Origin of the sequence: Amycolatopsis ultiminotia (assembly GCF_039536925.1) — a bacterium.
Classification (GTDB): Bacteria; Actinomycetota; Actinomycetes; order Mycobacteriales; family Pseudonocardiaceae; genus Amycolatopsis; species Amycolatopsis ultiminotia.
The window spans coordinates 76771-101566 of sequence record NZ_BAAAZN010000012.1 but is presented as its reverse complement, the minus strand read 5'-3'; the positions used below and the strand labels follow the sequence as shown (position 1 = coordinate 101566).

The following is a 24796-nucleotide window of genomic DNA, read 5'->3' as shown; positions in this document are numbered from 1 at the left end:
GTCCACCGCTGCGGGACCAGGTCGGCAACCCGGCGTCGGCCACCCGCCGAGCGATCGGTTCGGCCGCGCACTCACCTCCGCGACGGACCGGTCAGCTCCGTTCGCCGGCCGCACGAAGTGCAGTCAGGACGAGGACGCCGTCAGGAAAGCGTCGATCTCCGCCGCCGTCGGGGAAGTCGCAGGACCTTCCGTGCGGACGGACAGTGCCGCGGCGGCATTCGCCCGGACCGCGGCGGTCTCCAGATCCGCTCCCGCCAGCAACGCCGCCGCGAGCACTCCGCAGTGGGTGTCACCGGCTCCGTTGGTGTCTGTCGGGTGGACCGGAAAGCCCGGCACGCCCGCCGTTTTGCCGTTGCGGGCGAGCAGACAGCCGTCCGGGCCGTTGCGGACCACGGCCGCCGCGCCGGTTCGTTCCGACAGGGCGGAGGCGGCCGCCCCGGGATCGTCGCGCCCGGACAGTGAGCGCGCCTCGCGGGCGTTGCAACTCAGGATGTCCACAGTAGACAGTACCCGGTCGAGTACCCGGCCGTCGATCTCGCCGGCCAGCGGACCCGGATCGAACAGGACCCTCCCGCGCGATCCGGGCAGCCAGGCCAGCAACGCGGCCCGGTTCGACTCGTGCAGGAGGCTGTACCCGCTGACGTACACCACGTCCTGCGGTGTGGTCTCGACACCGGAAAGCCGTTCCGGCCGGAGCGCGCCCTCCGCGCCGGTCCCGGTGACGAAGGTGCGTTCCCCGCCGGCATCCACCAGCACCACACAGATCCCGGTGTCCGGCCCGTCTGCCGGCGGCTGCGCGACGGTGATGCCTTCCTCCTGCAGAGCCGCACGCACCTGGTCACCGAACCGGCCCGCACCGTGCGCGCCCGCGTAGACGACCGGTGCGCCGGACCGTGCCGCGGCAGCCATGACGTTGAACCCGCCACCCGGCGACAGCCCGAAACTCCCGGCCAGCACGTCCCCGCCGCGCGGGGGCAGCTCGCCGACCCGCATGACCAGGTCCACGATCACCTGGCCGGTGTGCACCAGCCGCCCGGTCACCGGTCCACCTTCCGAAGTCCGCCGAAGGCCGCGTACAACCCCGCTGCGACGACGAAGGTGAGCACCCAGCCGAGCCCGTTCTGCCCTGGCCAGCTGGCGGCGAACAACCCGGTGAACCACACGTCGTCGCCGGTGCCCGCGGTGGTGAACTGATACCCCACCACGATCGCGACCGCCCAGGCCAGCAGCGCCTGCCACCGGACACCGCCGCGGTACCAGTACCGCCCGGTCCTGCCCAGGTCCATCAGGCCGGCCGCGTCGTAGCGCCTCCGGCGCACCATGTCCGTCGCGAAAACGCCGACCCAGGCCGTGATCGGCACCGCGAGCAGGCTGATGAACGCGATGAACGGCCCGTAGAAGCCGTCCGCGATGAGCATGAAGTAGATCGCCCCGGCAGTGGTCACCACGACGTCCACGACCACCGCGTACACCCGCTTGATGCGGACCCCGAGCGTCAACGTGGTGAGCCCTGCGGAGTACACCGACAGGTGGTTGGACAGCAGCAGCCCGCCGAACGCGGCGATCAGGTACGGCACCGCCATCCACGACGGCAGCAGCCCGCGGATCGCGGCCACCGGGTCACCCGCCTCGGCCAGCGTCGGGTCACCCGCGGACAGCAGGCTGCCCAGGGAGATCAGCAGTACCAGCGGAATCCCCGCACCGGCGGCGGCCGACGCGACCAGCGAGCCGGCCCGCGCGGCCGGCGACTGGTAACGCGACATGTCCGCGGACGCGTTGGCCCAGCCGATCCCGGTGCCTGCCGCGATCGTGCCGATCCCGGCGATCATCGCCCCGGCCGGGGCCGCCGTGGCCGAGCCGACCGCGGTCCAGTCGACCGACATCACCAGCGGCACGGCGACGACGACGTTCAGCGCGCCGAACACCCACGTCGCCCATCGCTGCACGGCAACCAGCACCCGGTGTCCCAGCCCGGACACGAGCACGGTGAACGCGACGAACACGACGATGCACACGATGGTGAGCACCGGCTGTGCCTTCGCGTCCGAATCGGCACCGAACAGGATCGCGAACAACGACAACAACGCGAACGCGGCGGTGGTGGTGTTCACGGTTTCCCAGCCCAGCCGGGAAACCAGCGAGACCACGGTGGGTCCCGCGTTGCCGCGGACGCCGAAGACCGCACGGGACAGCGTCAGCCCCGGTGCACCGCCACGACGGCCTGCGACGGACACCGCGCCGACGATCGCGAACGAGCCCACGGCACCGGCCACCGCCACGATCGCCGCCTGCCAGAACGCGAGCTTCTGCACGGTGACCAGCGTCGCGCCGAGCGGGAGCCCGAGGATCGAGATGTTCGCGGCGAACCAGACCCAGAACAACTGCATCGGATGGCCGTGCCGCTCGTTCTCCGGAACGGGTTCGATGCCCCTGGTCTCCAGGGCGCCCTCCTCGGCGCGGACGGCAGCATCGCCGAACGCGGTGTCACTGCTCATGCGAGTTTTCCTTCCACTGGCGGCGAAGATCGAGCAACCCGTCGACGAGCGGCTCGAGCTCCAGCTCGTTCACCGCCCGCACCCGGGTCAGCAGATCCGCGGGCAGGCCGGACAATCCGTGCCGTGCCCCGAGGATCGCGCCGCACATCGCGGCGACCGTGTCGGTGTCCCCGCCGAGGCCCGCGGCCAGCCGGAGTGCCTCCACCGGCCGGTCCCCGAGTGCCTCGGCGAGCGCGAACGCCGCAACGACCGACTCCTGTGCGGCGACCGAGGTGCCGATCACCTCGGCCACCGCGTCGGCGAGTGCGGGCGTGTCCATGCCCCGCACCCATTCGCGGGCCCACCGGATCCGTGCGGCAATGTCGCCGCCGGCGCTCCAGTGCCCACGCGCGGCACCCGCCGCGGCCGCACGTTCCGCGTGGTCGAGTGCCGCGGGCAGATCCGCGCCGCCGATCCCGGCCGAAACCGCGGCCGCCACCGCCGCGGCGCCCGCAATACCGAGGTTCGTGTTGTGCGTGAGGGAACTCGCCGCGACGACCGCGTCGAGCAGCGGGCCGAGCCCGGGTGGCGTGGCGATCGCGACCGGGGTGATCCGCATCGCCGCCCCGTTCGTGGTGCCCGTCCGGCCTGCCTCGTCCGGCGAGACACCCGATTCGAGCAGCTCCACGGCACGTTTGGTGGACGGCCCCAGCAGGTCGGCCAGCCCGCGCCGGACCATCCCGCTTTCCCAGTCCAGCAAGGCTTTGGCGAACACGGTCGGTTCGATCCGGCCGGCGCCCTCGATCAGCAGCCGGGCGACCAGGACCGCCTGCTCGGTGTCGTCGGTGATCGAACCCGCCGGCAGCCCCGGGGAGATCGGCTGGACGGCGACGGCGTCGAGCAGCCGGTCGACGGTGCCGTACTGCGCGGTGATCTGCGCACGCGACATCGATTGTGTCGGCATGCCGAACGCGTCGCCGAGTGCGAGGCCGGAGAACGCGCCGAGCGCGCGGTCGCGGGCGCTCATCGGGCACCGAAGGTCAGGTGGAAGCGGAAGTGCGCCGGGTCCAGCAGGCTGATCACGTGCTCGACGAGCCCGCCCCGGGCATCCGTGCTGGTGCGGGTTGCCTGCAGGAACAGCTCACCCTCCCGGCGTTCGAGCACCTCCGCGGTTTCGGCGGTGAGCGCCTCGGTGCCGATCCACTGCTCGCCGCGCTCCGCCCGCAAACCGGCGGCGGCGAGGGTCGCGGTGAGGGAGTCGTTGCGCAGCCCGTGTTCCGGCAGATCGGCGAGCGAGCCGGCCGCCGGAAGGCAGGAGACCTCATAGGACACCGGACGTTCGCGGTCACGCCGGCGCCGGCGCACCGCGATGAACGCCGTGCCGCCGAACCGGCGGGCCAGGTCCTCGTCGGTCACCCGCTCGATGCTCAGCACCTCGGTGCGGACGGCGAATCCGGAGCTCGCGAACGCGGTGGCCCAGCCCGCCGACTGGTCCAGCCGCACGCCGTCGAAGGTGACGAACGAGCCGACACCGCTCTGCGTGGCGATCAGCTCCCGCCGTTGCAGCTCGGACAGCGCACTGCGCACCGTGCCGCGGCTGACCTGGTAACGCTCGGCCAGATCGTGCTCACCCGGCAACTGCTCCCCGCTGCCGAGTGCACCCGAATGGATCTGCTGCACGAGATCCGCCACGAGGCGGTCCCGCTTGCCGAAGTGCACCTGACCAGTCCTGTTCATACCTGTACAGTAGGCGTCCGGCCGATCCCGCACAAGCGCCCGACCCACTCGACCGACCTGCTCAGTCCTTCGCGGTCCCGCGCACCAGGGAACGTGTTCCCGGTGGCAGCTTCGCCGTCCCACCGCCGAGGAAGTGCAGTACCGCCGACTGCAGTGCGCGCACTGCCCGGGGTTGCTCGACATCCCGCCGGTAGGCCAGGCGCACCACCCGGCTCAGGCCCGGTTCGGTGAACTGCGTGCGGCGGAACCGGGCGCCCACCACCGTGCTCGGCACCACCGCCAGTCCGAGCCCCGCCTGGACCAGCTCGAGCACCGCGTCCATTTCCCCGCCTTCGATGGCGAACAGCGGGTCGAAACCTTCGGCGCGACAGGCATCCACGGTCGCCTCCCGCAGGTCGTAACCGCGGCGGAACATCACCAGCGGACGGTCCCGCAGCTCCGCGATCGGCATCCGGCCGCGCACCGGCGCCGCCGACGTCTTCGCCGAGATCACCACCAGCTCCTCCACGAACAGCGGGCGGCTCTCCAGCCGGGCGTCGTCGTGCACCCGGCTGTCCACGATCATCGCCAGGTCCAAGGTGCCTTCGGACAGTTCGGTCTGCAGGTCGCGCGAACCGCTTTCGTGCAGGACCAGCTCGATGCCCGGGTATTTCCGCCGGAACGCCGCGAGCATGGCAGGCAGCAGGCCGGTGCACAGGCTCGGCGTCGCGCCCAGCCGGACTCGGCCGCGGCCCAGTTCGTCCAGCTCGCGGATCGCGCGGTACGCGGTTTCGGTCTCGGCCAGGATCCGGCGGGCGATCGGCAGCAACGTCTCCCCCGCCTCGGTCAGCGTCACATTGCCCCGGATCCGGTGGAACAGCGCGGCGCCGACGTCCCGCTCCAGCGCCCGGATCTGTTGCGAGAGCGAGGGTTGCGCCACCCGCATGCGCTCCGCGGCACGGGTGAAGTGCCGGGTCTCGGCCACCGCGGTGAAGTAGGCCAGCTGCTGGAACTGCATACCCCAGACTAGCTCTTCCATAGCCAAATCCTCTGCCAACCAGAGAAATAATGTTTTTGCCCTCTCGTCCGGCCGGATCTACCGTCGGTTCTGTGGCACCCGGACTCACCGCGGCACGCAGGCCGCCCGCCCTCCTCGCGTTCTGGCGCTCGAGCATCGGCAAGAAGCTCGTGATGGCCGTGACCGGACTCGTGCTCGTCGCGTTCCTGTTCGTGCACATGGCAGGAAACCTGAAAATATTCTTCGGACCCGGGGATTTCGACCACTACGCCGGCTGGCTGCGCACGATCGGCGAACCAGTGCTGCACAACTCCTGGTACCTCTGGGCGCAACGCGCGGTCTTGCTGATCGCACTGGTGCTGCACATCACCGCCGCGGTCCAGCTGTCCAAACGGGACCGTCGCGCCCGGCCGGTGAAGTACGCGCACGGCCAGCGGCCGAGGGCGAGCTTCGCCACGCACACCATGCGCTGGGGCGGTGCGACGCTCGCGGTGTACGTGGTGTGGCACATCCTCGACCTCACCGTCGGGGTGGCGAACCAGGACTTCCGCGAGGGGCAGCCGTACCACAACGTGGTCGCCGATTTCCAGGTGTGGTGGGTGAACCTGATCTACTTCGTCGCACTGCTGATGCTCGGACTGCACATCAACCACGGCTTCTGGAGCGCGGCGCAGACCCTCGGGATCACCGGCGCGGCGCGGGGCCGGACACTGAAGACCGTCGGCACCGTGCTCGCGGTGGTGCTCACCGGCGGATTCCTGATCGTGCCGATCGCCGTGATGGCGGGATGGGTGGCCTGATATGCCCGACTACACCACCGGCGCGCCGATCGCCGACCGGAAGGCACCGGACGGCCCGATCGAGGATCGCTGGGACACCCGCCGGTTCGGCGCGAAACTGGTGAACCCGGCCAACCGCAGACGGCACCGGATCATCGTGGTGGGCACCGGTCTCGCCGGCGCCTCGGCCGGTGCCACGCTGGCCGAACAGGGCTACCACGTCGTGCAGTTCTGTTTCCAGGACTCGCCGCGGCGCGCGCATTCGGTGGCCGCGCAGGGCGGTATCAACGCCGCGAAGAACTACCGCAACGACGGGGATTCGGTCTACCGGCTCTTCTACGACACGGTGAAGGGCGGGGACTTCCGTTCCCGGGAGTCCAATGTGTACCGGCTGGCGCAGGTCTCCACGCAGATCATCGACCAGGCGGTGGCACAGGGCGTACCGTTCGCACGCGAGTACGGCGGGCTGCTCGACACCCGCTCGTTCGGCGGGGTGCAGGTCCAGCGCACCTTCTACGCACGCGGGCAGACCGGCCAGCAGCTGCTGCTCGGCGCGTACCAGGCGCTGTCACGGCAGATCGACGCCGGCGGCGTGGAAATGCACGCACGCACCGAGATGCTCGACCTCGTGGTGGCCGGTGGACGCGCCCGCGGGATCGTCGCACGGGACCTGGTGACCGGCGAGGTGCGCACGCACCTCGCGGACGCGGTGGTGCTCGCCACCGGCGGTTACGGCAACGTCTTCTTCTTGTCCACCAACGCCAAGGGCTCCAACGCCACAGCGATCTGGCGCGCGCACAAACGCGGCGCCTACTTCGCCAACCCGTGTTTCACCCAGATCCACCCGACCTGCATCCCGCGCTCCGGCGAACACCAGTCGAAACTGACGCTGATGAGTGAGTCGCTGCGCAATGACGGCCGGATCTGGGTCCCGAAGCAGCCGCGCGACGAACGCCGGCCGTCCGAGATCCCGGAGTCCGAAAGGGACTACTACCTGGAACGGAGGTACCCGAGTTTCGGCAATCTCGTGCCCCGTGACATCGCCTCGCGGGCGGCGAAGAACGTGTGCGACGCCGGGTACGGTGTCGGTCCCGGCGGGCTCGGCGTCTACCTCGACTTCGCGGACGCCATCGAGCGGCTCGGCCGTCCGGCGGTGGAAGCCAAGTACGGCAACCTGTTCGAGATGTACGAGCGGATCACCGCGGAAAACCCGTACGAGGTGCCGATGCGCATCTACCCGGCCATCCACTACACGATGGGCGGGCTGTGGGTCGATTACGACCTGCAGACCACCGTGCCGGGGCTGTTCGCGATCGGCGAGGCCAACTTCTCCGATCACGGCGCCAACCGGCTCGGCGCGTCCGCACTCATGCAGGGCCTTGCGGACGGGTACTTCGTGCTGCCCGCCACGCTCAACGACTACCTCGCCGGCGGTGGTTTCGAACCGCTCGACACCGCCGATGCGGCCGTGCGGTCGGTGGAAACCGAGGTACGCGAGCGCCTCGAACGGCTGCTGTCGGTGGACGGGACCCGCAGCGTGGACTCGTTCCACCGGGAGCTCGGGCATCTGCTGTGGGAGCACTGCGGAATGTCGCGGACCGCGGAAGGACTGCACAAGGCACTCGAGCGCATTCCGGAGCTGCGCGCCGAATTCTGGCGTGATGTCCGCGTGCCCGGCAGCGGCACCGAGCTGAACCAGGAACTGGAGAAGGCGGGCCGGGTCGCGGATTTCTTCGAGCTGGCCGAGCTGCTGCTGCTCGACGCACTCGTCCGCGACGAATCGTGCGGGGGCCACTTCCGCGAGGAGCACCAGAGCGACGGCGGCGAAGCCTTGCGCGACGACGAACACTTCTCCCACGTCGCGGCGTGGGAATACGGCGAACAACCGGTGCTGCACCGGGAAACCCTGACCTTCGACCACGTCCACCCGACCCAGCGGAGCTACACGTGAAACTCACCCTGCGCGTCTGGCGCCAGTCCGGCCCCGAGGACAGCGGGCGGCTCGTCGAATATCCGGTCGAGGACGTCAGTCCGGACATGTCCTTCCTCGAACTGCTCGACCTGCTCAACGAGCGGTTGATCGAGACCGGCGACGAACCGGTCGCCTTCGACCACGATTGCCGCGAGGGCATCTGCGGTTCGTGCGGCGTGGTGATCAACGGCCGCGCACACGGCCCCGAACGCACCACGACCTGTCAGCTGCACCTGCGGTCCTTTCGCGACGGCGACGTGCTCGACGTGGAACCGTGGCGGGCGCGGGGCTTCCCGGTCGTGAAGGACCTCGTGGTCGACCGGTCCGCCTTCGACCGGATCATCCAGGCCGGCGGCTACGTCACCGTCCCCACCGGCAGTGCACCGGAAGCACACGCGACCCCGGTCCCGAAACCGGACGCAGACCTCGCCTTCGACAACGCCACCTGCATCGGCTGCGGTGCCTGCGTGGCAGCCTGCCCCAACGGTTCGGCGATGCTGTTCACCTCGGCCAAGGTCACGCATCTGAACGCCCTTCCGCAAGGCGGGCCGGAACGCGCGCAACGGGTACTGGACATGGTGGACACGATGGACGCCGAGGACTTCGGCGGCTGCACCAACACCGGCGAATGCGTTGCCTCCTGCCCCAAGGGCATCCCACTGGCCAGTATCAACACCCTCAACCGCGAATTCCGCAAGGCCGCCCGCACCCGCCGCTGAGGACGCGATCAGCCATCCGCCGCGGCGCTCGGCCGGTCCGGCGCTGCGGGACCGTCGGCGGGGATGACCGGTACCGGTCGCCGCGGTCGCGGTGCCGCCGCTGCCGGGCGCCGACGTACGGCCAGGTACCGGCATCTCCCGGATGTGACGAGCACTCGGCCGGCAGGAGGTACGGCAGAACCTGGAAGATCCGGCTGTCGTCACCGTCCCGCAGGCCGTGCCGCGCCGCTCACTCCCATCGGAAGTACCGAGCGGCCAGCCCACCGGCCACGATCGCCCACCCCAGCAGCACGGCCAGGTGCACCAGCTGCGGCCAGTGTCCGGCGGCGGCGTCCTGCAACGATTGCACGCCGGCACCGAGCGGGGTGAAATCGCTGATCGTCCGCAGGACGGAGTTCATGCTGGCGCGGGGCACCCACAGCCCGGCGAAGAACATCAACGGGAAGAACACCAGTGTCCCGATGGCGCCGGCGCTCTTGCCGCTCGGCGCCACCGAGGCGACGAACAGGCCGATCGCGAACATCGCCAGCGCCGCCAGCAGATAGCCGACCAGGTACGCGAACAGCTGCCGGGGCAGGCCCACGTCGAAGGCGAACCGTCCGATGAGGAGCATGACCACCGCCGTGGCCGCGGACAGCATCGTGGCCATCAGCAGTTGCGCACCGAGCAGGACGCGCGGCTTGACCGGGGTGGTCCGCATCCGGCGCAGCACGCCTTTCTCCCGGTAGGAGGCGAACAGCTGGGACAGTCCGTTGAGGGCGAACAGGGACAGCCCCAGTGCCAGCACGATCGGCACGTAGAGACTGATCACCCCCGCACCGCCGAGAGAGGCCTGCGGTTCCCGCATCGACGGCACCAGCCCGAGGACCACGAGCAGGATCGGCGGGAACGCGAACGCGAAGAACACGAGCATCGGCTCGCGGAAGAACAGTTTCGTTTCGGTGACGGTCAGCCGGTACAGCGCGGACATGGAGGGTCTCCTCAGACGTCGATCGGGCGGCCGGTGAGCGCGACGAACGCGTCGTCCAGCGTGGTCTGCTCGGCCCGCAGATCGGCGACGACGATCTGGTTGCGGGCGAGCACGGCGGTCACGGCGAGCAGCAGGTTCCCGGTGCCGGTCACCACGAGCTGGCTGCCCGCGCGTTCGACCGAGTCCACCTCGGGCAGCGCAGTGAGCACCGCGTGGTCCAGCGGCGCGGACGGCCGGAACCGGATCCGTTGCCGTTCCTCGACCCGTGCGACCAGCCCGGCCGGGGTGTCGAGTGCGACGACGCGGCCGGAGTCGATCACCGCCAGCCGGTCGCAGAGCCGTTCCGCCTCCGCCATGAAGTGCGTGACGAGCAGGATCGTCACGCCGCGGTCGCGGATGGCCTCGATCAGGTCCCACACGTCGCGGCGGGCCTGCGGATCGAGGCCGGTGGTGAGCTCGTCGAGCACCGCCACCTTCGGATTGCCGAGCAATGCGAGTGCGATCGACAGCCGCTGCTTCTGCCCACCGGAGAGCTGCCGGAACTGCGTGCCGAGCTTGTCGCCGAGGCCGAGCATGCGGATCAGGTCCCGCCAGTCGGCCGGATCGCGGTAGAACGAGCTGTAGAGCTCCAGTGCCTCACCGACCTGCAGCTTGTCCTGCAGGTCGCTTTCCTGCAGCTGTGCCCCGAGCACCTGCCGCAGCTCGCTCTCGTCGCGCTGCGGGTCGAGGCCGCAGACGCGGATGTGCCCGCCGTCCGGGGTGCGCAACCCCTCCACGCACTCGACGGTCGTGGTCTTGCCTGCCCCGTTCGGGCCAAGGATGCCGAAGATCTCGCCCTGCTCGACGGCGAACCCCACCCCGTTGACCGCGGTGTGCTCGCCGTAGCGCTTGACGAGGTTGTCCACCTCGATGATTGCCATGCCGAAAGCCTGCCCGCGCGGCCGGGTGCGCCGGATCGACTGCCCGGCCAGTACCGCGGCGGTGGGTGGTGGATCCGCGCATCAACCGATCGGTGGAGCCACGGCACCGGACCCCGGAAAACCGGATGCCCCTGCCGGGCGGACCGGCTACGGTCTGCGGCCATGGGTGTCTTCGCACTGTTCCGGATCCGCCGCGCCTGAGCGGCGGGCTGCTCGCTCCGCCGCACTCCACGCCGTCCTCGCCGGGCGTTCGCCGTCCGGTTCGCTTTCTCTTGCCGCGGAGTGCTTTCACCCATGTCTGCCCACCCCTACGGTGGCCGTCACGAGCTCGGTCAGAACTTCCTGACCGATCCGGCCACCATCGCCACCGTCTGCTCGGCCGCCGCCCGCACCACCGGCCCCCTCGTGGAACTCGCCGCCGGTGACGGCGCGCTGACCGTGCCGCTGAGCCGGTCCGGCCGTCCGATCACCGCCGTCGAACTCGATCCGCGCCGTGCCCGCCGCCTCGACCGGCGCACCCCGGCCAACGTCGAGGTCGTGCAGGGCGATCTGCTGCGGCACCGGTTGCCCGGCGTCCGGCACACCGTCGTCGGGAACCTGCCGTTCCACCTCACCACCGTGACCCTGCGGCGGCTGCTCGGGCATCCGCACTGGGAACTGGCCGTGCTGCTGGTGCAGTGGGAAGTCGCCCGCCGCCGCGCCGGGATCGGCGGGGCCTCGCAACTGACCGCGGCCTGGTGGCCGTGGTACGCGTTCACCGTGCCGGCCAAGGTACCGGCCCACGCGTTCCGTCCGCGTCCGGACGTCGACGGCGGGATCCTGGTGATCACCCGCCGGACCGATCCGCTCGTCACCGACCGTGCGCCGTACCAGGAATTCGTCCGCCGCGTCTTCACCGGACGCGGCCACGGGCTCGCCGCGATCCTCCCCCGCACCGGAGGTATCGGCACGCGAGCCGCGCGGCGCTGGCTGGCCGCCGAAGGGCTGCGTCCGGCGACACTGCCGCGCGACCTCACCGCCGTGCAGTGGGCATCGCTCTGGGAACAGGTGTGCTGAGCGGTGGCCGCGTCCGGTCAGCCGTGCCGGCGGCCGGGAGGCCGGTACCCGTGGTCACTCCACTGGTGCAGGTAGGAGCTCATCGCGGAGCTGAACGCACCGCCGAGCGGGTCGTCGGCCGAGGTCGTGGGCCGGTGCGGTGCCCTGGTCGTGGTGCGGACCGTGGTGTCCTGCACCTCGTCGGTCGCCGGCGGCGGAGTGGGGCTCGCGCTGAGCGTCGCGAGAGCCGGCGGCGCCGGTCGGGCCGGCGCGGCAGAGGAGGACGACGTGGACGGCGGTGGTCCCACCGGTTGCTCGGCGGTCCCGCCCGGCGGCGAGGGCCACAGCGCCCAGGTCCCGAGCCCGCCGAGCACGACCACCGCAGCGGCGGCGAGGATCAGCGGCCGGGCCGGGCGACGGTCCGGCGGAGGAGCCGTTTCCCGTTGTGTGCCAGGGGGTCCGTCGAGCAGATCGTCGAGGCTGGGGTGCCCCGCGGCGGGCGCGCCGCCCTGTGCGGCCAGCTGCCCGGCGACGGACCCGTCGTCCAGCACCCCGCCGAACGCCCCGGCCGTCGCTGCCGGATCCGGGGCCGGGCGCGGTGCCCGCGGTGGTTCGGTGCCGTCGATCCGGGGCATTGGCGCGGTCTCGGATCTGCGCAGCAGTTCCGCGACCGACTCCAGGTCGCCGGTGCCGCCCGGCTCCGTGCGAGCCATCCAGACCTCCACCCCGCCGGGACGCCCCGCGGCACGACCGGCGGCAAGATCCTAGGGACCGGCCGCCGACCTTGTAAACCCGCCCCGGCGCGGAAACTCCGGCCGATCAGCGCAGCACGCGGAACCGCAGGTTCGTGGCCAGTGGAACCGCGCTCTGCGAGATGCGTTCGAGCGGTACCGGGGCGCCTTCCGGTCGTTCGAACAGCCGCACGCCTCCGCCGAGCAGGACCGGCGCCACGAAGACGGCCACCTCGTCCAGCAAGGCCGCGTCCACGCAGGCACGGGCCACCGCCGCACCGAGAACGTTCACCGACTTCTCCCCCGCAGCCGCCTTCGCCTCGGCGACGCCGTGTGCCAGGTCGGACACGAACGTCACGCCCGCGACCGGCTCGGCCGGCGGATGGCGGCTGAGCACGAACTGCGGCCCGTCCCAGCCGCCGCCGAACGCCTTGCCCTCGCCTTCGGTGCCGCGGTGCGGATCGTCACCGGTGAACGTGCGACGGCCGACCAGCAGCGCACCGATCTCGGTGACCAGGTCCTCCGCCTCCTGATTCGGCCCGATGTACCGGGTCAGCCACCCCATGTCCCCGCCCGGGCCGGCGATGAACCCGTCAAGCGACATCGTGGCCGAATACAGCAGCTTGCCCATGTCCTGCCCTTCCGGCCGGTGCCGCGCTCTCCCGGCTACCCCGCGCGTTCGGCGAGGAACACGAATTCCCGGTCCGGGCGATCGGGAGCGTCCCGCACGTCCCGGACACGGTAGCCCGCGGCACGCAAGCTCGTCTCGGCTTCCTCCCGGGACCGGAAGCGCAGGGTCGAGCCGGAAGTGAGGACGGCGCCGTCGGCGCGGAAGGTGTAGGTGAAGCGGAACGAGACGAGCGGCAGCCGCACCTCGGTGAGCTCGAGCCGTTGCTCCACCATGCCGATCCCCGGCACGTCCCGGACCTGTCCGGAGTTCCAGCCCGCCCAGGCGCGATCGGCCGGGCGGCGGGTCTCGAACACCAGATGGCCGCCGGGCCGAAGGGCCGCGTGGATGCCGCGGAGCGTGGCGGCCCATTCGTCGTCGGTGCGGAAGACCTGCGCCACGTTCCCGGTCAGCACCGCGAGATCGACCTCGAGCGCAGGCAACGTCGTGGCGTCGCCGTGCAGCCAGGTGACCCGCCGCGCGGTCCGGTCCTTCGCCTTCGCGACTTCCAGAGAAGCCTCGGCCGGGTCGACACCGACGACCGTACGCCCGGCTTCCGCGAGCAGGATCGCCAGACAACCCGTCCCGCACCCGACATCCAGCACCCGGCTCGCCCCCAGTTCGTCGGCGATGCGGAGGTAGGCAGCCAGATCGTCACGGTCTCCGTCGAACGCGTCGTAGATCCGGGCGAGCCTCGGGTTGGCGAAGATCGCGTCAGGCATCCGGCAACCCTATCCGCCGGGGCCCCGGAGGCCATGCCGACGGCGCCCCGGTACGGTGAGCGCACTCGAATGATCGCGCTCCCCGGAAGTACGCCGCAGCAGAGGGAGTTCACCCGCACATCCGGGCGGGGCGACGGAGGGGCGGCAGCCATTCCGCATACCCTCCGGAGGAGCGATCTCCATGAAAATCGGCATTGGCCTGCCCATCGGTGACGTCGGCACGGTGCTCGCCTTGGCCCGCCACGCGGACGCCGGCCCCTTCACCACGCTCGGCCTGCTCGACCGGCTCGTCTACGACAATCCCGAACCGCTGGTCACGCTCGCGGCCGTCGCGGGTGCCACCTCGCGCGTCCGCGTGCAGACCGAAGTGCTGCTGGTCCCGTTGCGCGATCCGGTGCTGCTGGCCAAGCAGGCCGCGACCCTGGACCGGATCTCGCACGGCCGGTTCACCCTCGGCATCGGCGTCGGTACGCGAGCGGACGACTACCGGGCTGCCGGGGTCGAATTCGCGAACCGCGGGCGCAGGCTCGACGAGCAACTGGCCTGCCTGCGCGATATCTGGGCCGGTGCTCCCGGTGCGGACCCGATCGGTCCCGCACCGGCGCGGGCGGGCGGCCCGGAAATCCTGTTCGGCGGCTTCAAAACCGCCGCGCTGCACCGCGTCGCGCGGTGGGGCGACGGGTTCCTCTGTGCCGCTCCCCTCGAGTGGGCCGGTCCGCTGATGCGCGCCGTCGAGCGGTCCTGGCACGAGGCCGGCCGCAGTGGCCGGCCCCGGCTGGTTGCCCAGGTCAACGTCGCGCTGGGCCCGGACCGCATGGTCACCGAGGCCAAGCACGCCATCCGCAGCTACTACGGCGAAGGCGAGTACGCCGATCAAGCCGCGGAGCGCACCCTCACCAGCCCACGACAGATCCGCGACGTCATCACCGCATTCGGCGATCTCGGCGTCGACGAGCTGATGCTCTACTGCTGGTCACCGGAACCGGAACAGGTGCACCGGCTCGCGGACGCAGTGGCTTGACGGGCCGGCCGAGGTGCCGGAAAACCGCTCAGCCGGACAACGCGCGCCAGGCTTCCCGCCGGACCCGCTGCTGCTCCGGGTCCGCCACCGGCGCGGCGGTCACGAGCCGGCGGGTGTAGTCCTCCCGCGGCGAGCCGAGCACCTCGGCCACCGGCCCCTCCTCGACGACGCGGCCGCGGTGCAGCACCACGACGCGGTCCGCGACCCGTTCCACCACGGCCAGGTCGTGACTGATGAACAGGCAGGCGAAGGCCAGCTCCCGCTGCAGATCGGCCAGCAGCTCCAGGACCGAGGCCTGCACCGACACGTCGAGCGCGCTCGTCGGCTCGTCCGCGATCAGCAGCCGCGGCCGCAACGCCAGCGCACGTGCGATGCCCACCCGCTGCCGCTGCCCGCCGGACAGCTCGTGCGGGTACCGGCCGGTCCAGTCCGGATCGAGCCGCACCGCCGACAGCAGTTCCGCCACCCGTTCCCGGTGCTCGCCGCGTTCGCCGTGCACCACCAGTGGTTCGGCGATACTGGCACCGATCGTCGCGCGGGGGTTCAGCGTGGACGCCGGGTTCTGGAACACGATGCCGATCTGCCGCCGGATTTCCCGCCGCTGCCGCGCATTCGCACCGAGCAGATGCACGCCGTCGATCCGGACGGTCCCTGCCGAGGGCACCACCAGCCCGGTGAGCACCGAGGAAATCGTGCTCTTGCCCGAACCGGATTCGCCGACCAGCCCGAGCACCTCGTCCGCGCCGATGGTCAGCGACACCCCGTCCACCGCGCGCACCGGCGGCGCGCCGCCGCCCACCCGGTAGGTCACCTCCAGATCGGTCACCTCGACCAGCGGTCCGGCCACCGGCCGCCGTTCGGACCCGGGGCCGGAACCCAGTGACAGCACCGAATCCAGCAGTTCCCTGGTGTAGTCGGCCTGCGGCGCGGCGAACAGCCCGGCCGCCGTGTTCTGCTCGACCACCCGGCCCTCGCGCAGCACCACGACCCGATCGGCGACGTCCGCGACCACCCCCATATCGTGCGTGACCAGCAGGATCGCGGTGCCCAGCCGATCGCGGAGGGACCGCAGCAGCTGCAGGATGCCCGCCTGCACGGTCACGTCGAGCGCGGTGGTCGGCTCGTCCGCGACGAGCAGCGCCGGTTCGTGCACCAGCGCGGCCGCGATCATCACCCGCTGCAGCTGGCCGCCGGACAGCTCGTGCGGATACGACCGCAGTACCCGCTTGGCGTCCAGTTCCACGATCTCCAGCAGTTCCCGCGCCCGCTCGCGGGCCTGTGCCCTGGAAACCTTCCGGTGCGCGCGGACCGCGTCGACGAGCTGCACCCCGATCCGGAAGACCGGGTTGAGCGCGCTCATCGGCTCCTGGAACACCACGCCGATCCGCCCGCCCCGCACCTCCCGCATCGCGGCAGCGTCCACAGTGTAGAGATCCCGCCCGTCGAGCATGGCCGAACCGGTCACCGTCGCGGTGTCCGGCAGCAGGCCCAGCAGCGACAGCGCGGTCACCGACTTGCCGGAACCGGATTCCCCGACGAGCGCCACAACCTCACCCGGTCCGACGTCGAAACCGGCTTCACGCACGGCCTCGACGTCGCCGAACCGGATCGAGACGTCGCGAAGGGACAGCAGCTGCTCGGACACGGGACTACTTCGCCAGTCCCATCTGGAGGTAGTTCGGGTACGCCGGGAACTCGCCGATCACGAAGTCGCCGACCTTGGCCCCGTGCAGGAACGAGTTGCGCGTGTAGATCAACGGGACCACCGGCGAGTCCTGCAGGATCCGGCGGTCCGCCTTGGCCCACAGCTTGCCCGCGGCCGCCTGGTCCACGGTGCCCTGCGCCTGCGCGATGAGCGCGTCGACCTCGGGCACCGAGTAGCGCGCCTCGTTGTACCCGCCGCCGCCGATCTCCGACGTGCCGAACAGCGGCTCGATGTTCGCGTTGGCACTGGGGAAGTCCGGCTGCCACGAGCCGAGGGTGAGGTCGTAGGCACCGTCGTTGCCGGTAACCAGGGTTTCCCACGCGTCCTCGTCCAGCGGGCGCAGCTTGGTCCGGATCCCGGCACGCTGCAGCGCAGCCTGCAGTGCCTGTGCCTTGTCCGCATCGTTGTTCCCGGTGGATACCGGGAAGTCCAGGTTGTCCAGCCCGTTCGGATAGCCCGCCTCGGCGAGCAGCTGCTTGGCCTTGGCCACGTCGCCGGTCGGCGGGGCCGGGTAGAGGTCGTACACCTCGCGCCCGGCGATGCCCTCGGTGATCAGTGTGGTCGCTATCGGGCCGGCCAGATCGGCGCTGCCCGCGGTGGCGATCTGGTAGGCGGTCTTGTCCACCGCGTACTGGAAAGCCTGGCGCACCTTGACGTTCGCCAGCGGGCCGCGTTTCGTGTTGAGCGCGAGGTAGGCCAGCGCGCCGGATTTCGAGGTGACCAGCTGGTTCTTCGCCGCCGGGTTGGTCCGGATCTGCGCGAGCTGGGCGGGATTCACGAAGGCCGCGCCGAAGGCGTAGGCATCGTTGCCCTGGCTGGCCAGCAGCCGCTGCGACATCACGCCGGTCTCCTGGCCCAGCTCGATCACCACCGCGTCCGGCAGGCCGGTGCGCGCCGGATCGGTCTTGGCGTCCCAGTTCGGGTTCCGGCTGAGCTTGATCTGCACGCCCTTGGTATTGGACGCCACCACGTACGGGCCGGAGGCGACCGGGTTCGAATCGTAGGACGCGTCGGTGCCCTTGCCCTTCGGCACCGGCGCGAACGCGGGCAGGCTGGCGATCCACGGCCAGTCGCCGTAGGGGCGGGCCAGGTGGAAGACGATCGTCTTCGGGTCCGGTGTCTCGATCGACGCCAGATCGCCGCTCTTGAACGGGCCCTGGTACGAGGTGCCGCCCGCCAGCAGCGTCTTGTGGTAACCGAGCCCGCCGGAGAACGCGGCGTCGAACGACCGCTCGATGCCGTACTTGATCTCCGCACTGGTGATCGGGCTGCCGTCGGCCATCTTGAGGCCGTCCTTGAGCGTGTAGGTCCACGTCTTGCCGTCCGCACTGGCGCGGCCGGTGTCGGTGGCCAGGTCCGGCACCACGGTGGCCGGGCCGTCCGCGGAGGTCTTCCACGCGGTGAGCCTGCGGTGGATCAGGCTGATCGTGGTGATCGCCAGGTTCTGGCTCTTCGCCGGGTCGAGCCGGATCGAGGTGAGGTCGTAGAGGATGTAGAGCGTGCCGCCCCGGGAAACGGTGACCGCCCCGCCCCCGCCGGACTGCTCGTTCGCATTGCATGCGGCGAGCAGCGCCCCCGCCCCGGACACGGTGGCGGTCAGCCCCACCGCTTTCAGGAAGTCCCTGCGATCCATCGTTGTTCCGTTCCCTTTCCTACGTGAGCCGGGCACGGGGATCGAGCACCCCGTAGAGCACGTCCACCACGAAGTTCGCGAGGACGACGAAAAACGCGGCGAACAGGCTGACGCCCATCAGCACCGGCAGGTCCACCTGGTGCACCGCGTCCACGAGCAGTCCGCCGAGCCCCGGCAGCGCGAACACCCGCTCGGTGATCACCGCCCCGCCGAGCAGTGCGCCGAGGTCCACCGCGAACACCGTGACCACCGGCAGCAGCACGTTGCGCAGCGCGTATTTGCCGATCACCGTCCGCTCGGGCAGCCCGAACGCGCGTGCGGTGCGGACGAAGTCCTCGCCGAGGACCTCCAGCATCTGGCCGCGGGAGAGCCGGGCGTACACCGCGGCGTTGATGAACGCCAGCACCAGCCACGGCAGCACCAGATGCCAGGCCCAGTCGAGCGGGCTCTGCGCGAACTGCACGTAACCGTTCACCGGCACCATGTCCAGCGTGAAACCGAAGAGCAGAATGCCGAGCAGCCCCACCAGATACGCCGGCGCGGACACCCCGGCGAGGGTGATCGTCATCGCCGCCCGGTCGGCGAACCGGCCACGGCGCAGTGCGGAGAACACGCCGGTCGCAACGCCGGCCACGAGCCAGATCACCGAGGCCCCGATGGCCAGCGACACGGTCACCGGCAGCCGGTCGCCGATCAGCGAGAGCACCGATTCGCTCTGCTGGAAGGAATAGCCGAAGCACGGCGCCGAGCAGACGATCGCGGTGACGCCGGTGCCGAACGTGCGACCGGTGAAGATGCCGCCGAGGAAGTCCAGGTACTGCTGCCCCCACGGTTTGTCGAAGCCCATGAACTGCCGGGCGAGCGCGAGGTTCTCCGGCGTGCACGGCTTGCCGCAGGACATCATCGCCGGATCCGTCGGCAGCAGGTAGAACACGGCGAACGTGGCGAAGCTGACCACGAGCAGCACGGCGATCATCCCGGCGAGCCGGACGCCGACGAAGCGGAGCGTGCGGTTCACCGGCGCACCGCCGTCTTCGGGTCGAGCGCGTCGCGCAGGCCGTCGCCGAGCATGTTGAACGCCAGCGTCGCGATGAACAGCGCGGCACCGGGGAAGATCAGGAACATCGGATCGGTCTGCACCCAGTTGATCGCGTCGCTGATGGACCGTCCCCAGCTCGGCGTCGGCGGCGGGATGCCGACGCCGAGGAAGGACAACGCGGCCTCCAGCCCGATGTTGGCCGGGATGCTCACGGTGGCCAGCACGATGATCGGAGCCCACAGGTTCGGCAACAGCTCGCGCCGGAACACGTGCCCGCCGCGGGCGCCGAGCGCTCGCGCGGCCCGTACGAAGTCGCGGTTGCGCAGGCTGAGCGTCTGCGCACGGACCACCCTGGCCACCCGCGGCCAGCCGAACAGGCCGATCACCGCGATCAGCAGCAGTGGCCGCGGGATCGCCGCGGGCGCCACCGCACCCACCGCGATCATGAAGATCAGCTGCGGGAACCCGAGCAGCACGTCGGTCACCCGGCTCACCACCGTGTCCCACCAGCCGCCCGCGTATCCCGCGCTGGCGCCGAGCAGCACCCCGAGCACCACCGAGACAACCGTCGCGGCAAGCCCGATCAGGAACGAGGTGCGTGCGCCATAGGCGACGACGGCGAACAGATCACGGCCGGTGAGCGGTTCGACGCCGAACCAGTGGCTGCCGCTGACCCCGCCGAGAACTCCGGCGCCGGTGCCGTCGGCCGGGTTCAGCAGATCCGTGTGGTAGGTGTAGGGATCCTGCCCTTCGAGCAGCGCCAGCAGTGGCGCGGCCAGGGCGGTCAGGATCACCAGCACGATGACGACGGCGCCGGCCTGGGCCCAGCGGTCGTGCCGCAGCGCGCGCCAGAGGGTCCGCGAGGCCGCCGGAGCGGCCGCCGGGACCGGGGCGCCGCCCGGCGACAGGATGTCGGACAACGGTTCCCTTGCGGTTCAGCAGAAGGTGACGACGAGACTGTAGAGAACACGAAGGTAATTCACCATCATGGCCTAACGCGTTCCGGATGGTGGGATACGCCTGGTCTGCCCCTTCCCTCCGCCGCGGCCGTCACCGGTCGTCTTCCGCGCTGGTCAGCGCCTTCTCGCAGGAACGTGGACCGGCTCCGCCAGCCTGGCATCGGCAGGCCACCCCGGCCACTCGTCCGTTCACCCGTCCGAGGGTGGCCGGGTCAGTTCTCCCTGACCACCGGCAGTCCCGCGCGCACCTGCCGGTACAGCCGCGGCCCGGTCGGATCGGGCAGGCTCGGCGCCGGCCGGAGCTCGGCCGGTCCGGTGGCGGTGAGATCGCGCAGCACGTGATACAGGTGCGTCAGCGCCCGCAGCACCGGGTCCTTCGCGCGGTCACCGGGTCCCGCCGGGGTGTAGGCGAACAACGCGACGTCCGCCCGTGCCAGTGGTTCGGCGGCCGCCGGCTGCGCAGCACCCGGCTTCCCGCCGGAGAGCTCTTCGACCGCCAGTGCCAGCGCGCTGCACGCGGCCACCGGTCCGTCCGGATGCCTCGCGCAGGTACCGCCGGGGCTGCGCACCGCCACCGCGAGCGCCCGTCCGTGTGTGGTGAGCGCGGCGTACAGGGAGAGCCGGTGCCGCAGCCGCGGCGAGGTGGTGCCGCCGAGGATCGGCCGGGTGAGCGGCCGGGCGACCAACGCCAGCTGGTAGAGCCGGTGGTCCAAGGTGCGGGCGAGCGCATCGAAATCCGCCTCCGTCGCGCTCGCGGTCCGGCCGAGCCGGGCCGCAACGGCCGAGAGCAGCTCTTCCAGCGCGCCGAGCAGGTTGTCCCGGGCCTGCCGCACAGTGTCCTTGGTGGACAGCGGGGTGACGAAGAGTGCCACCAGCAATCCCACCGCGGCACCCGCCGCGGTTTCCTCCAGCCGCAGCACGAGCAGGCCCGCGGAGAACTCGTGCAGTGCGCTGTAGAGCTGGCCGAGCATGATCGTGAGGAAGAAGATCATGCACGCGTAGGAGATCCGGATCAGGTAGAAGCCGAAGAACATGCAGCAGCAGATGGTGGCCAGCACCGCAGGCGTGCTGCCCGCGGTCAGTTCGGCCATCCCGATCGAAGCGAGCAGGCCGAGCAGGGTGCCGAGCACCCGGTTGAAGCCCTTGATGAACGTCTCGGTCCGGGTGGCCGTGCCGGTGAACATGATGAACGCGGCCAGCACCGCCCAGTAGTAGCGCGCCTCGGACAGCTCCTTGCCGACGATGATCGCCAACGCGCCCGCGAGAGCACCCTGTACTGCCTGGCGGGTGGTGAAGTCCAGGCGGGACAACGGGTTCCACCGGACGTGCCGGGCAGGCACGTCGCCTGCCGCGGCCGGGGAGCCGGGCAGGTTGCCGAACGCCAGCCCGACCGCCGGTTCGAAGTCGTCCACCGGTTCGGTGCCGCGCACCCCCGGCCGCGGTGCCCTGGCGAGCACCGGCACGAGGTCGAGTGCGGCAGTCGCGAAATGCCGCGCCGGCCACCACCCGCCCGAGGTGCCGCCCGCGCGCTCGGCCAGCCCGGCGAGCCGGTAGGCGACCTCGGCCGCTCCGCGGTCGTCGCCGCGGCCCAGCCGGTCGGCCACCTCCGCGGCCAGCACGCTCAGCCCGGAACCACTGCTGACCAGCGCGGACGCCCCGGTGGCCAGCTGATCGAGCAGATGGTGCGCCTCGACCATGGTGCGCCGCAGCATGGCCGCGGAAAGCCCGTCCGGCAACGCACCCGGCTGGGCGGACCAGCCCTCGACCATCAGTGCCGCCTCCGCGATCCCCGCCTGCCGGGCCTGCACCCGCCGGCGGAGCCGCGCCTCCTGCCGCGGGTCGCGGCTGGCCAGCAGCTCGGAACAGGCGCGGGCCAGCGCCCGTCCGCGCGCGTCGAACGCGTGCACCACCTGGCCGAGCGTGCGCGTCGTGTTCGTGCGCAGGAGGGTGATCGACAGCAGCAGCACCCACGCGGTGGCGACCACGATCGCGAGCAGCAACGACGGCAGGGTGCTCATCGTCGCGTGCAGGAACGAGGCGAAGAAGTAGCCGATCCAGGTCATGAACCCGTAGAAGAAGAACGCCGGCCCGAACCGCCGCACGAAGACTGCGAGGAACATCACCACCACGAACACCACGAGCATCAGCGCGGGGTGCGTGCTCACCGCCGCCCCGGGCACCATCCCGGCGCCGAACGCGACCGGGAAGAACACCGCGGTCTTCGCCTTCGCCCACGGCCCGCCGTCGGTGAGCGCCATCGAGCCCATCATCGCCACGACGGCACCGACCAGCATCCCGGTCAGCAGACCGGTCGGGCTCGCCCCGGTGGCCTTGGCCAGCAGGTATTCCACGCCCAGCACGCTGCCCAGCGACACCGTCACCGACACGGCCGAGCGCAGCCTGCTCAACCCCGGGTCCGACGCGACGATCCGGTCCCGGATCTCCCTGCCTCTGGGCAGCACTGCATCCGCCTTCCGCTGCGTTGGTGGTGATCACCTGTACGATACCGATAATTAGCGGTGTCATACAGGTATCTCGGAGGACCGGATCATGGAGCGGACCTTCCACGCGGGTGAACTCGCGGATCGGCTGGCCGGCACGGGGGATCCGCTGGACGTCCTGGAGCTCGCCACCGCGGTGCTGGTGCGCAACTTCGAGCTGCTGCGCCGCCGCGGTGGCGTGTACTCGGAACTGGACCAGTCCGAGTACCTCATCCTGCGCATCCTCGACGGCCTCGGCTCGGCCGACATCGGCACGTTGGCCGGTGCACTGGGGCTCGACCCGTCCACCGCGGGCCGTCAGGTGTCGGCGCTGCTCGGCAAGGGGCTGGTCGAACGGGGCGCGGCGGCCGACGACCGGCGGCGCAGCATCATCACCCCGACCGAACAGGGCCGGGAACGCATGCACCTCACGCGCAGCCGCCGCCGCTCCTCGATGGCCGATCTCATGGGCGACTGGGACGCCGCCGACCAGCAGTCCTTCGCCGGGCTGCTGACCCGGTACAACCGTGCGGTCGCCGCGCGTTACCTCGCCGGTTCGCGCTGAACGGTCACCCCCGGGTGAGACCCGCGTGCGCCTCCCGCAGTGCGCGCTTGACGATCTTGCCACTCGGGTTCTTCGGCAGCGCGTCCACGAACACCACGTACTTCGGGCACTTGAAGCCGGCAAGGTGCGCCCGCGCGTGCGCGAGCACCGCCTGCTCGGTCAGCGTCACGTCCGCCCGCGGCACGATCGCCGCGGTCACCGCCTCGATCCAGTGCGGATGGGACACGCCGAAGACCGCTACTTCGGCCACGCCCTCGAGCAGGTAGAGCGCTTCTTCGACTTCCCGGCTGGCAACGTTCTCGCCGCCGGTCTTGATCATGTCCTTCTTCCGGTCCACCACCGACAGGTAGCCCTCGTCGTCGAGCACACCCAGGTCACCGGAGTGGAACCAGCCGCCCTCGAACGCCGCGGCGGTCTTCTCCTCGTCCTCGTAGTACCCGAGCGTCGCATGCGGGCTGCGGTGCACGATCTCGCCGATCTCACCGGGCGGCAGCGCACGGCCCTGCTCGTCGACGATCCGCGTCTCCACGTTCAGCGCCGCACGGCCGGCCGACCCGGCTTTCGGCAGCTGTTCGTGCGGTCGCAGGATGGTCGCCAGCGGCGCCATCTCGGTCTGCCCGTAGAAGTTCCAGAACTCGACGTCCGGCAGCCGTCGCGCCAGCTCGCGCAGCACCTCCGCGGGCATCGGCGAAGCACCGTAATACCCCTTGCGGAGGCTGGAGAGGTCGGTTTCGCCGAACGCCGGATGCCGCAGCAGGGAGATCCACACTGTCGGCGGTGCGAACAGCTTCGTCGCCCGCTCCCGCGCCACCGCGGCGAGCAGCTCGGCCGGATCCGGACCGGGCAGGATCACGCTCGTCGCACCGAGGTAGACGTCGACCGAGAAGAAGCAGTCGAGCTGCGCGCAGTGGTACAGCGGCAGCGAATGCACCTCGATGTCGTCGCCGGACATGCTGCCGTCGAGCGCGCACGAGACGTACTGCCCGATCAACGACCGGCTGGACAGCAGCACGCCCTTGGGCCGGGACTCGGTGCCGGAGGTGTACATCAGGCGAAGCGGATCGTCGTCGGCGACGAGCACGTCGGGGGCGGACTCGTCGCCCGGTTCGTCGATCCAGTCCGTGACACTTTCCCAGTTCTCGCCGGTGCCGCCGATCCTCGCCCGCAGCACGGCGGTCTTGCCCGCCCGCTCCAGTGCGGCCGCCGCGGTGCCCAGCAGTGCTTCCTCCGCCACGAGCCCGGAAACCCCGGCGTGACCGAGGATGAAGGCGATCTCCTCGGCGCCGAGCATGAAGTTCACCGGGACCAGGACCACCCCGAGTTTCGCGGTGGCGAACACCAGCACCGCGTACTCCCAGCAGTTGCGACTCAGCAATGCGAGCCGGTCGCCCTTGCCGAGACCGCGCCCGGTCAGCCGGTGCGCGCACCGGTTCACCGCGGCGTCGAACTCGCGGTAGGTGACCCGCCGCTGTCCCGCCACGACCGCGAGCTTGTCCGGATGCCGCAACGCCGTGCGCCGCAGGAGATCCCCGACCGCGTGCTGCCGGGCATGCTGGACGGCTTCAGCGGTCTCTGCGCGGAACGAGCTCGGCATAGCGGGAGTCTCATGCACCCGCGCGACACGCGCAACCTCCGGTCTCCGCCGGATCGGTAGGCTGCTGCGCGGACACC

The 24796-nt window shown here is 70.9% G+C and carries 22 protein-coding genes; 6 read left to right on the top strand and 16 right to left on the bottom strand.

Features of this window, described 5'->3' with window-relative positions; translation table 11 throughout:
• Positions 1-123 precede the first annotated feature (123 nt).
• The 5 genes from ABD793_RS25965 to ABD793_RS25945 all read right to left on the bottom strand — a co-directional run bounded on the left by ABD793_RS25965 (position 124) and on the right by ABD793_RS25945 (position 5208).
• Entirely contained in the window at positions 124-1041 is a 918-nt protein-coding gene (locus ABD793_RS25965; RefSeq protein WP_344864473.1) for a PfkB family carbohydrate kinase, read from the bottom strand.
• Positions 1038-2495, bottom strand: coding sequence for a purine-cytosine permease family protein (locus ABD793_RS25960; RefSeq protein WP_344864471.1), 1458 nt, complete (start codon positions 2493-2495; stop codon positions 1038-1040). Before ABD793_RS25960 ends, ABD793_RS25965 begins: the two co-directional genes overlap by 4 nt.
• Complete coding sequence (locus tag ABD793_RS25955) at positions 2485-3501, bottom strand: ADP-ribosylglycohydrolase family protein (protein ID WP_344864469.1); 1017 nt, start codon at positions 3499-3501, stop codon at positions 2485-2487. Before ABD793_RS25955 ends, ABD793_RS25960 begins: the two co-directional genes overlap by 11 nt.
• Positions 3498-4211, bottom strand: coding sequence for a GntR family transcriptional regulator (locus ABD793_RS25950; RefSeq protein ID WP_344864467.1), 714 nt, complete (start codon positions 4209-4211; stop codon positions 3498-3500). The genes ABD793_RS25955 and ABD793_RS25950 overlap by 4 nt, the downstream gene beginning before the upstream one ends.
• Before the next feature lie 61 nt (positions 4212-4272).
• The gene (locus ABD793_RS25945; protein WP_344864830.1) at positions 4273-5208 is read right to left on the bottom strand and encodes a LysR family transcriptional regulator; all 936 of its coding nucleotides are present in this window, start codon (positions 5206-5208) and stop codon (positions 4273-4275) included.
• Positions 5209-5300: 92 nt separating this feature from the next.
• On the opposite strand from ABD793_RS25945, the gene ABD793_RS25940 reads away from it, so the two are divergent.
• The 3 genes from ABD793_RS25940 to ABD793_RS25930 are packed head-to-tail and all read left to right on the top strand — an operon-like array spanning position 5301 to position 8678.
• Complete coding sequence (locus tag ABD793_RS25940; protein ID WP_344864465.1) at positions 5301-6008, top strand: succinate dehydrogenase cytochrome b subunit; 708 nt, start codon at positions 5301-5303, stop codon at positions 6006-6008.
• A 1-nt stretch (position 6009) separates the two neighbouring features.
• The gene (locus ABD793_RS25935) at positions 6010-7938 is read left to right on the top strand and encodes a fumarate reductase/succinate dehydrogenase flavoprotein subunit (RefSeq protein ID WP_344864463.1); all 1929 of its coding nucleotides are present in this window, start codon (positions 6010-6012) and stop codon (positions 7936-7938) included.
• The gene (locus ABD793_RS25930) at positions 7935-8678 is read left to right on the top strand and encodes a succinate dehydrogenase/fumarate reductase iron-sulfur subunit (protein WP_344864461.1); all 744 of its coding nucleotides are present in this window, start codon (positions 7935-7937) and stop codon (positions 8676-8678) included. The genes ABD793_RS25935 and ABD793_RS25930 overlap by 4 nt, the downstream gene beginning before the upstream one ends.
• Positions 8679-8907: 229 nt before the next feature.
• Here the strand turns inward: ABD793_RS25930 and ABD793_RS25925 are convergent, their stop codons facing one another.
• Complete coding sequence (locus tag ABD793_RS25925) at positions 8908-9648, bottom strand: ABC transporter permease (RefSeq protein WP_344864459.1); 741 nt, start codon at positions 9646-9648, stop codon at positions 8908-8910.
• A gap of 11 nt (positions 9649-9659) precedes the next feature.
• Positions 9660-10568, bottom strand: a complete 909-nt coding sequence (locus ABD793_RS25920; RefSeq protein ID WP_344864456.1) for an ABC transporter ATP-binding protein — start codon at positions 10566-10568, stop codon at positions 9660-9662.
• 294 nt (positions 10569-10862) lie between these two features.
• Here ABD793_RS25920 and erm point away from each other — a divergent pair, with 294 nt between their 5' ends.
• Complete coding sequence (erm, locus tag ABD793_RS25915) at positions 10863-11624, top strand: 23S ribosomal RNA methyltransferase Erm (RefSeq protein WP_344864454.1); 762 nt, start codon at positions 10863-10865, stop codon at positions 11622-11624.
• Between the two features lie 17 nt (positions 11625-11641).
• Here the strand turns inward: erm and ABD793_RS25910 are convergent, their stop codons facing one another.
• The 3 genes from ABD793_RS25910 to ABD793_RS25900 form a co-directional block, all read right to left on the bottom strand.
• A complete protein-coding gene (locus ABD793_RS25910) occupies positions 11642-12316 on the bottom strand; it encodes a hypothetical protein (RefSeq protein ID WP_344864452.1) in 675 nt (224 codons plus the stop codon).
• Positions 12317-12422: 106 nt separating this feature from the next.
• Positions 12423-12965, bottom strand: coding sequence for a dihydrofolate reductase family protein (locus tag ABD793_RS25905; RefSeq protein WP_344864450.1), 543 nt, complete (start codon positions 12963-12965; stop codon positions 12423-12425).
• 35 nt (positions 12966-13000) lie between these two features.
• Positions 13001-13723 carry a class I SAM-dependent methyltransferase gene (locus tag ABD793_RS25900; protein WP_344864448.1) on the bottom strand — a complete coding sequence of 241 codons (723 nt, stop codon included), beginning with the start codon at positions 13721-13723 and terminating at the stop codon, positions 13001-13003.
• 181 nt (positions 13724-13904) lie between these two features.
• On the opposite strand from ABD793_RS25900, the gene ABD793_RS25895 reads away from it, so the two are divergent.
• Positions 13905-14744 carry an LLM class flavin-dependent oxidoreductase gene (locus ABD793_RS25895; protein WP_344864446.1) on the top strand — a complete coding sequence of 280 codons (840 nt, stop codon included), beginning with the start codon at positions 13905-13907 and terminating at the stop codon, positions 14742-14744.
• 28 nt (positions 14745-14772) lie between these two features.
• Here ABD793_RS25895 and ABD793_RS25890 read toward each other — a convergent pair whose 3' ends face one another.
• The 5 genes from ABD793_RS25890 to ABD793_RS25870 all read right to left on the bottom strand — a co-directional run bounded on the left by ABD793_RS25890 (position 14773) and on the right by ABD793_RS25870 (position 22542).
• On the bottom strand, positions 14773-16389 hold the full coding sequence (locus ABD793_RS25890) for a dipeptide ABC transporter ATP-binding protein (RefSeq protein ID WP_344864444.1): 1617 nt from the start codon (positions 16387-16389) through the stop codon (positions 14773-14775).
• Between the two features lie 4 nt (positions 16390-16393).
• The gene (locus ABD793_RS25885) at positions 16394-18082 is read right to left on the bottom strand and encodes an ABC transporter substrate-binding protein (protein WP_344864442.1); all 1689 of its coding nucleotides are present in this window, start codon (positions 18080-18082) and stop codon (positions 16394-16396) included.
• Positions 18083-18101: 19 nt separating this feature from the next.
• The gene (locus tag ABD793_RS25880; RefSeq protein ID WP_344864440.1) at positions 18102-19100 is read right to left on the bottom strand and encodes an ABC transporter permease; all 999 of its coding nucleotides are present in this window, start codon (positions 19098-19100) and stop codon (positions 18102-18104) included.
• Positions 19097-20041, bottom strand: a complete 945-nt coding sequence (locus tag ABD793_RS25875) for an ABC transporter permease (RefSeq protein WP_344864438.1) — start codon at positions 20039-20041, stop codon at positions 19097-19099. Before ABD793_RS25875 ends, ABD793_RS25880 begins: the two co-directional genes overlap by 4 nt.
• A 251-nt stretch (positions 20042-20292) precedes the next feature.
• Positions 20293-22542: an FUSC family protein gene (locus ABD793_RS25870; protein WP_344864436.1), complete on the bottom strand. Its 2250-nt coding sequence runs from the start codon at positions 22540-22542 to the stop codon at positions 20293-20295.
• An 88-nt stretch (positions 22543-22630) separates the two neighbouring features.
• Here ABD793_RS25870 and ABD793_RS25865 point away from each other — a divergent pair, with 88 nt between their 5' ends.
• Positions 22631-23125, top strand: coding sequence for a MarR family winged helix-turn-helix transcriptional regulator (locus tag ABD793_RS25865; protein WP_344864434.1), 495 nt, complete (start codon positions 22631-22633; stop codon positions 23123-23125).
• A 4-nt stretch (positions 23126-23129) separates the two neighbouring features.
• Here ABD793_RS25865 and ABD793_RS25860 read toward each other — a convergent pair whose 3' ends face one another.
• Positions 23130-24719, bottom strand: coding sequence for a fatty acyl-CoA synthetase (locus tag ABD793_RS25860; protein ID WP_344864432.1), 1590 nt, complete (start codon positions 24717-24719; stop codon positions 23130-23132).
• Positions 24720-24796 lie beyond the last annotated feature (77 nt).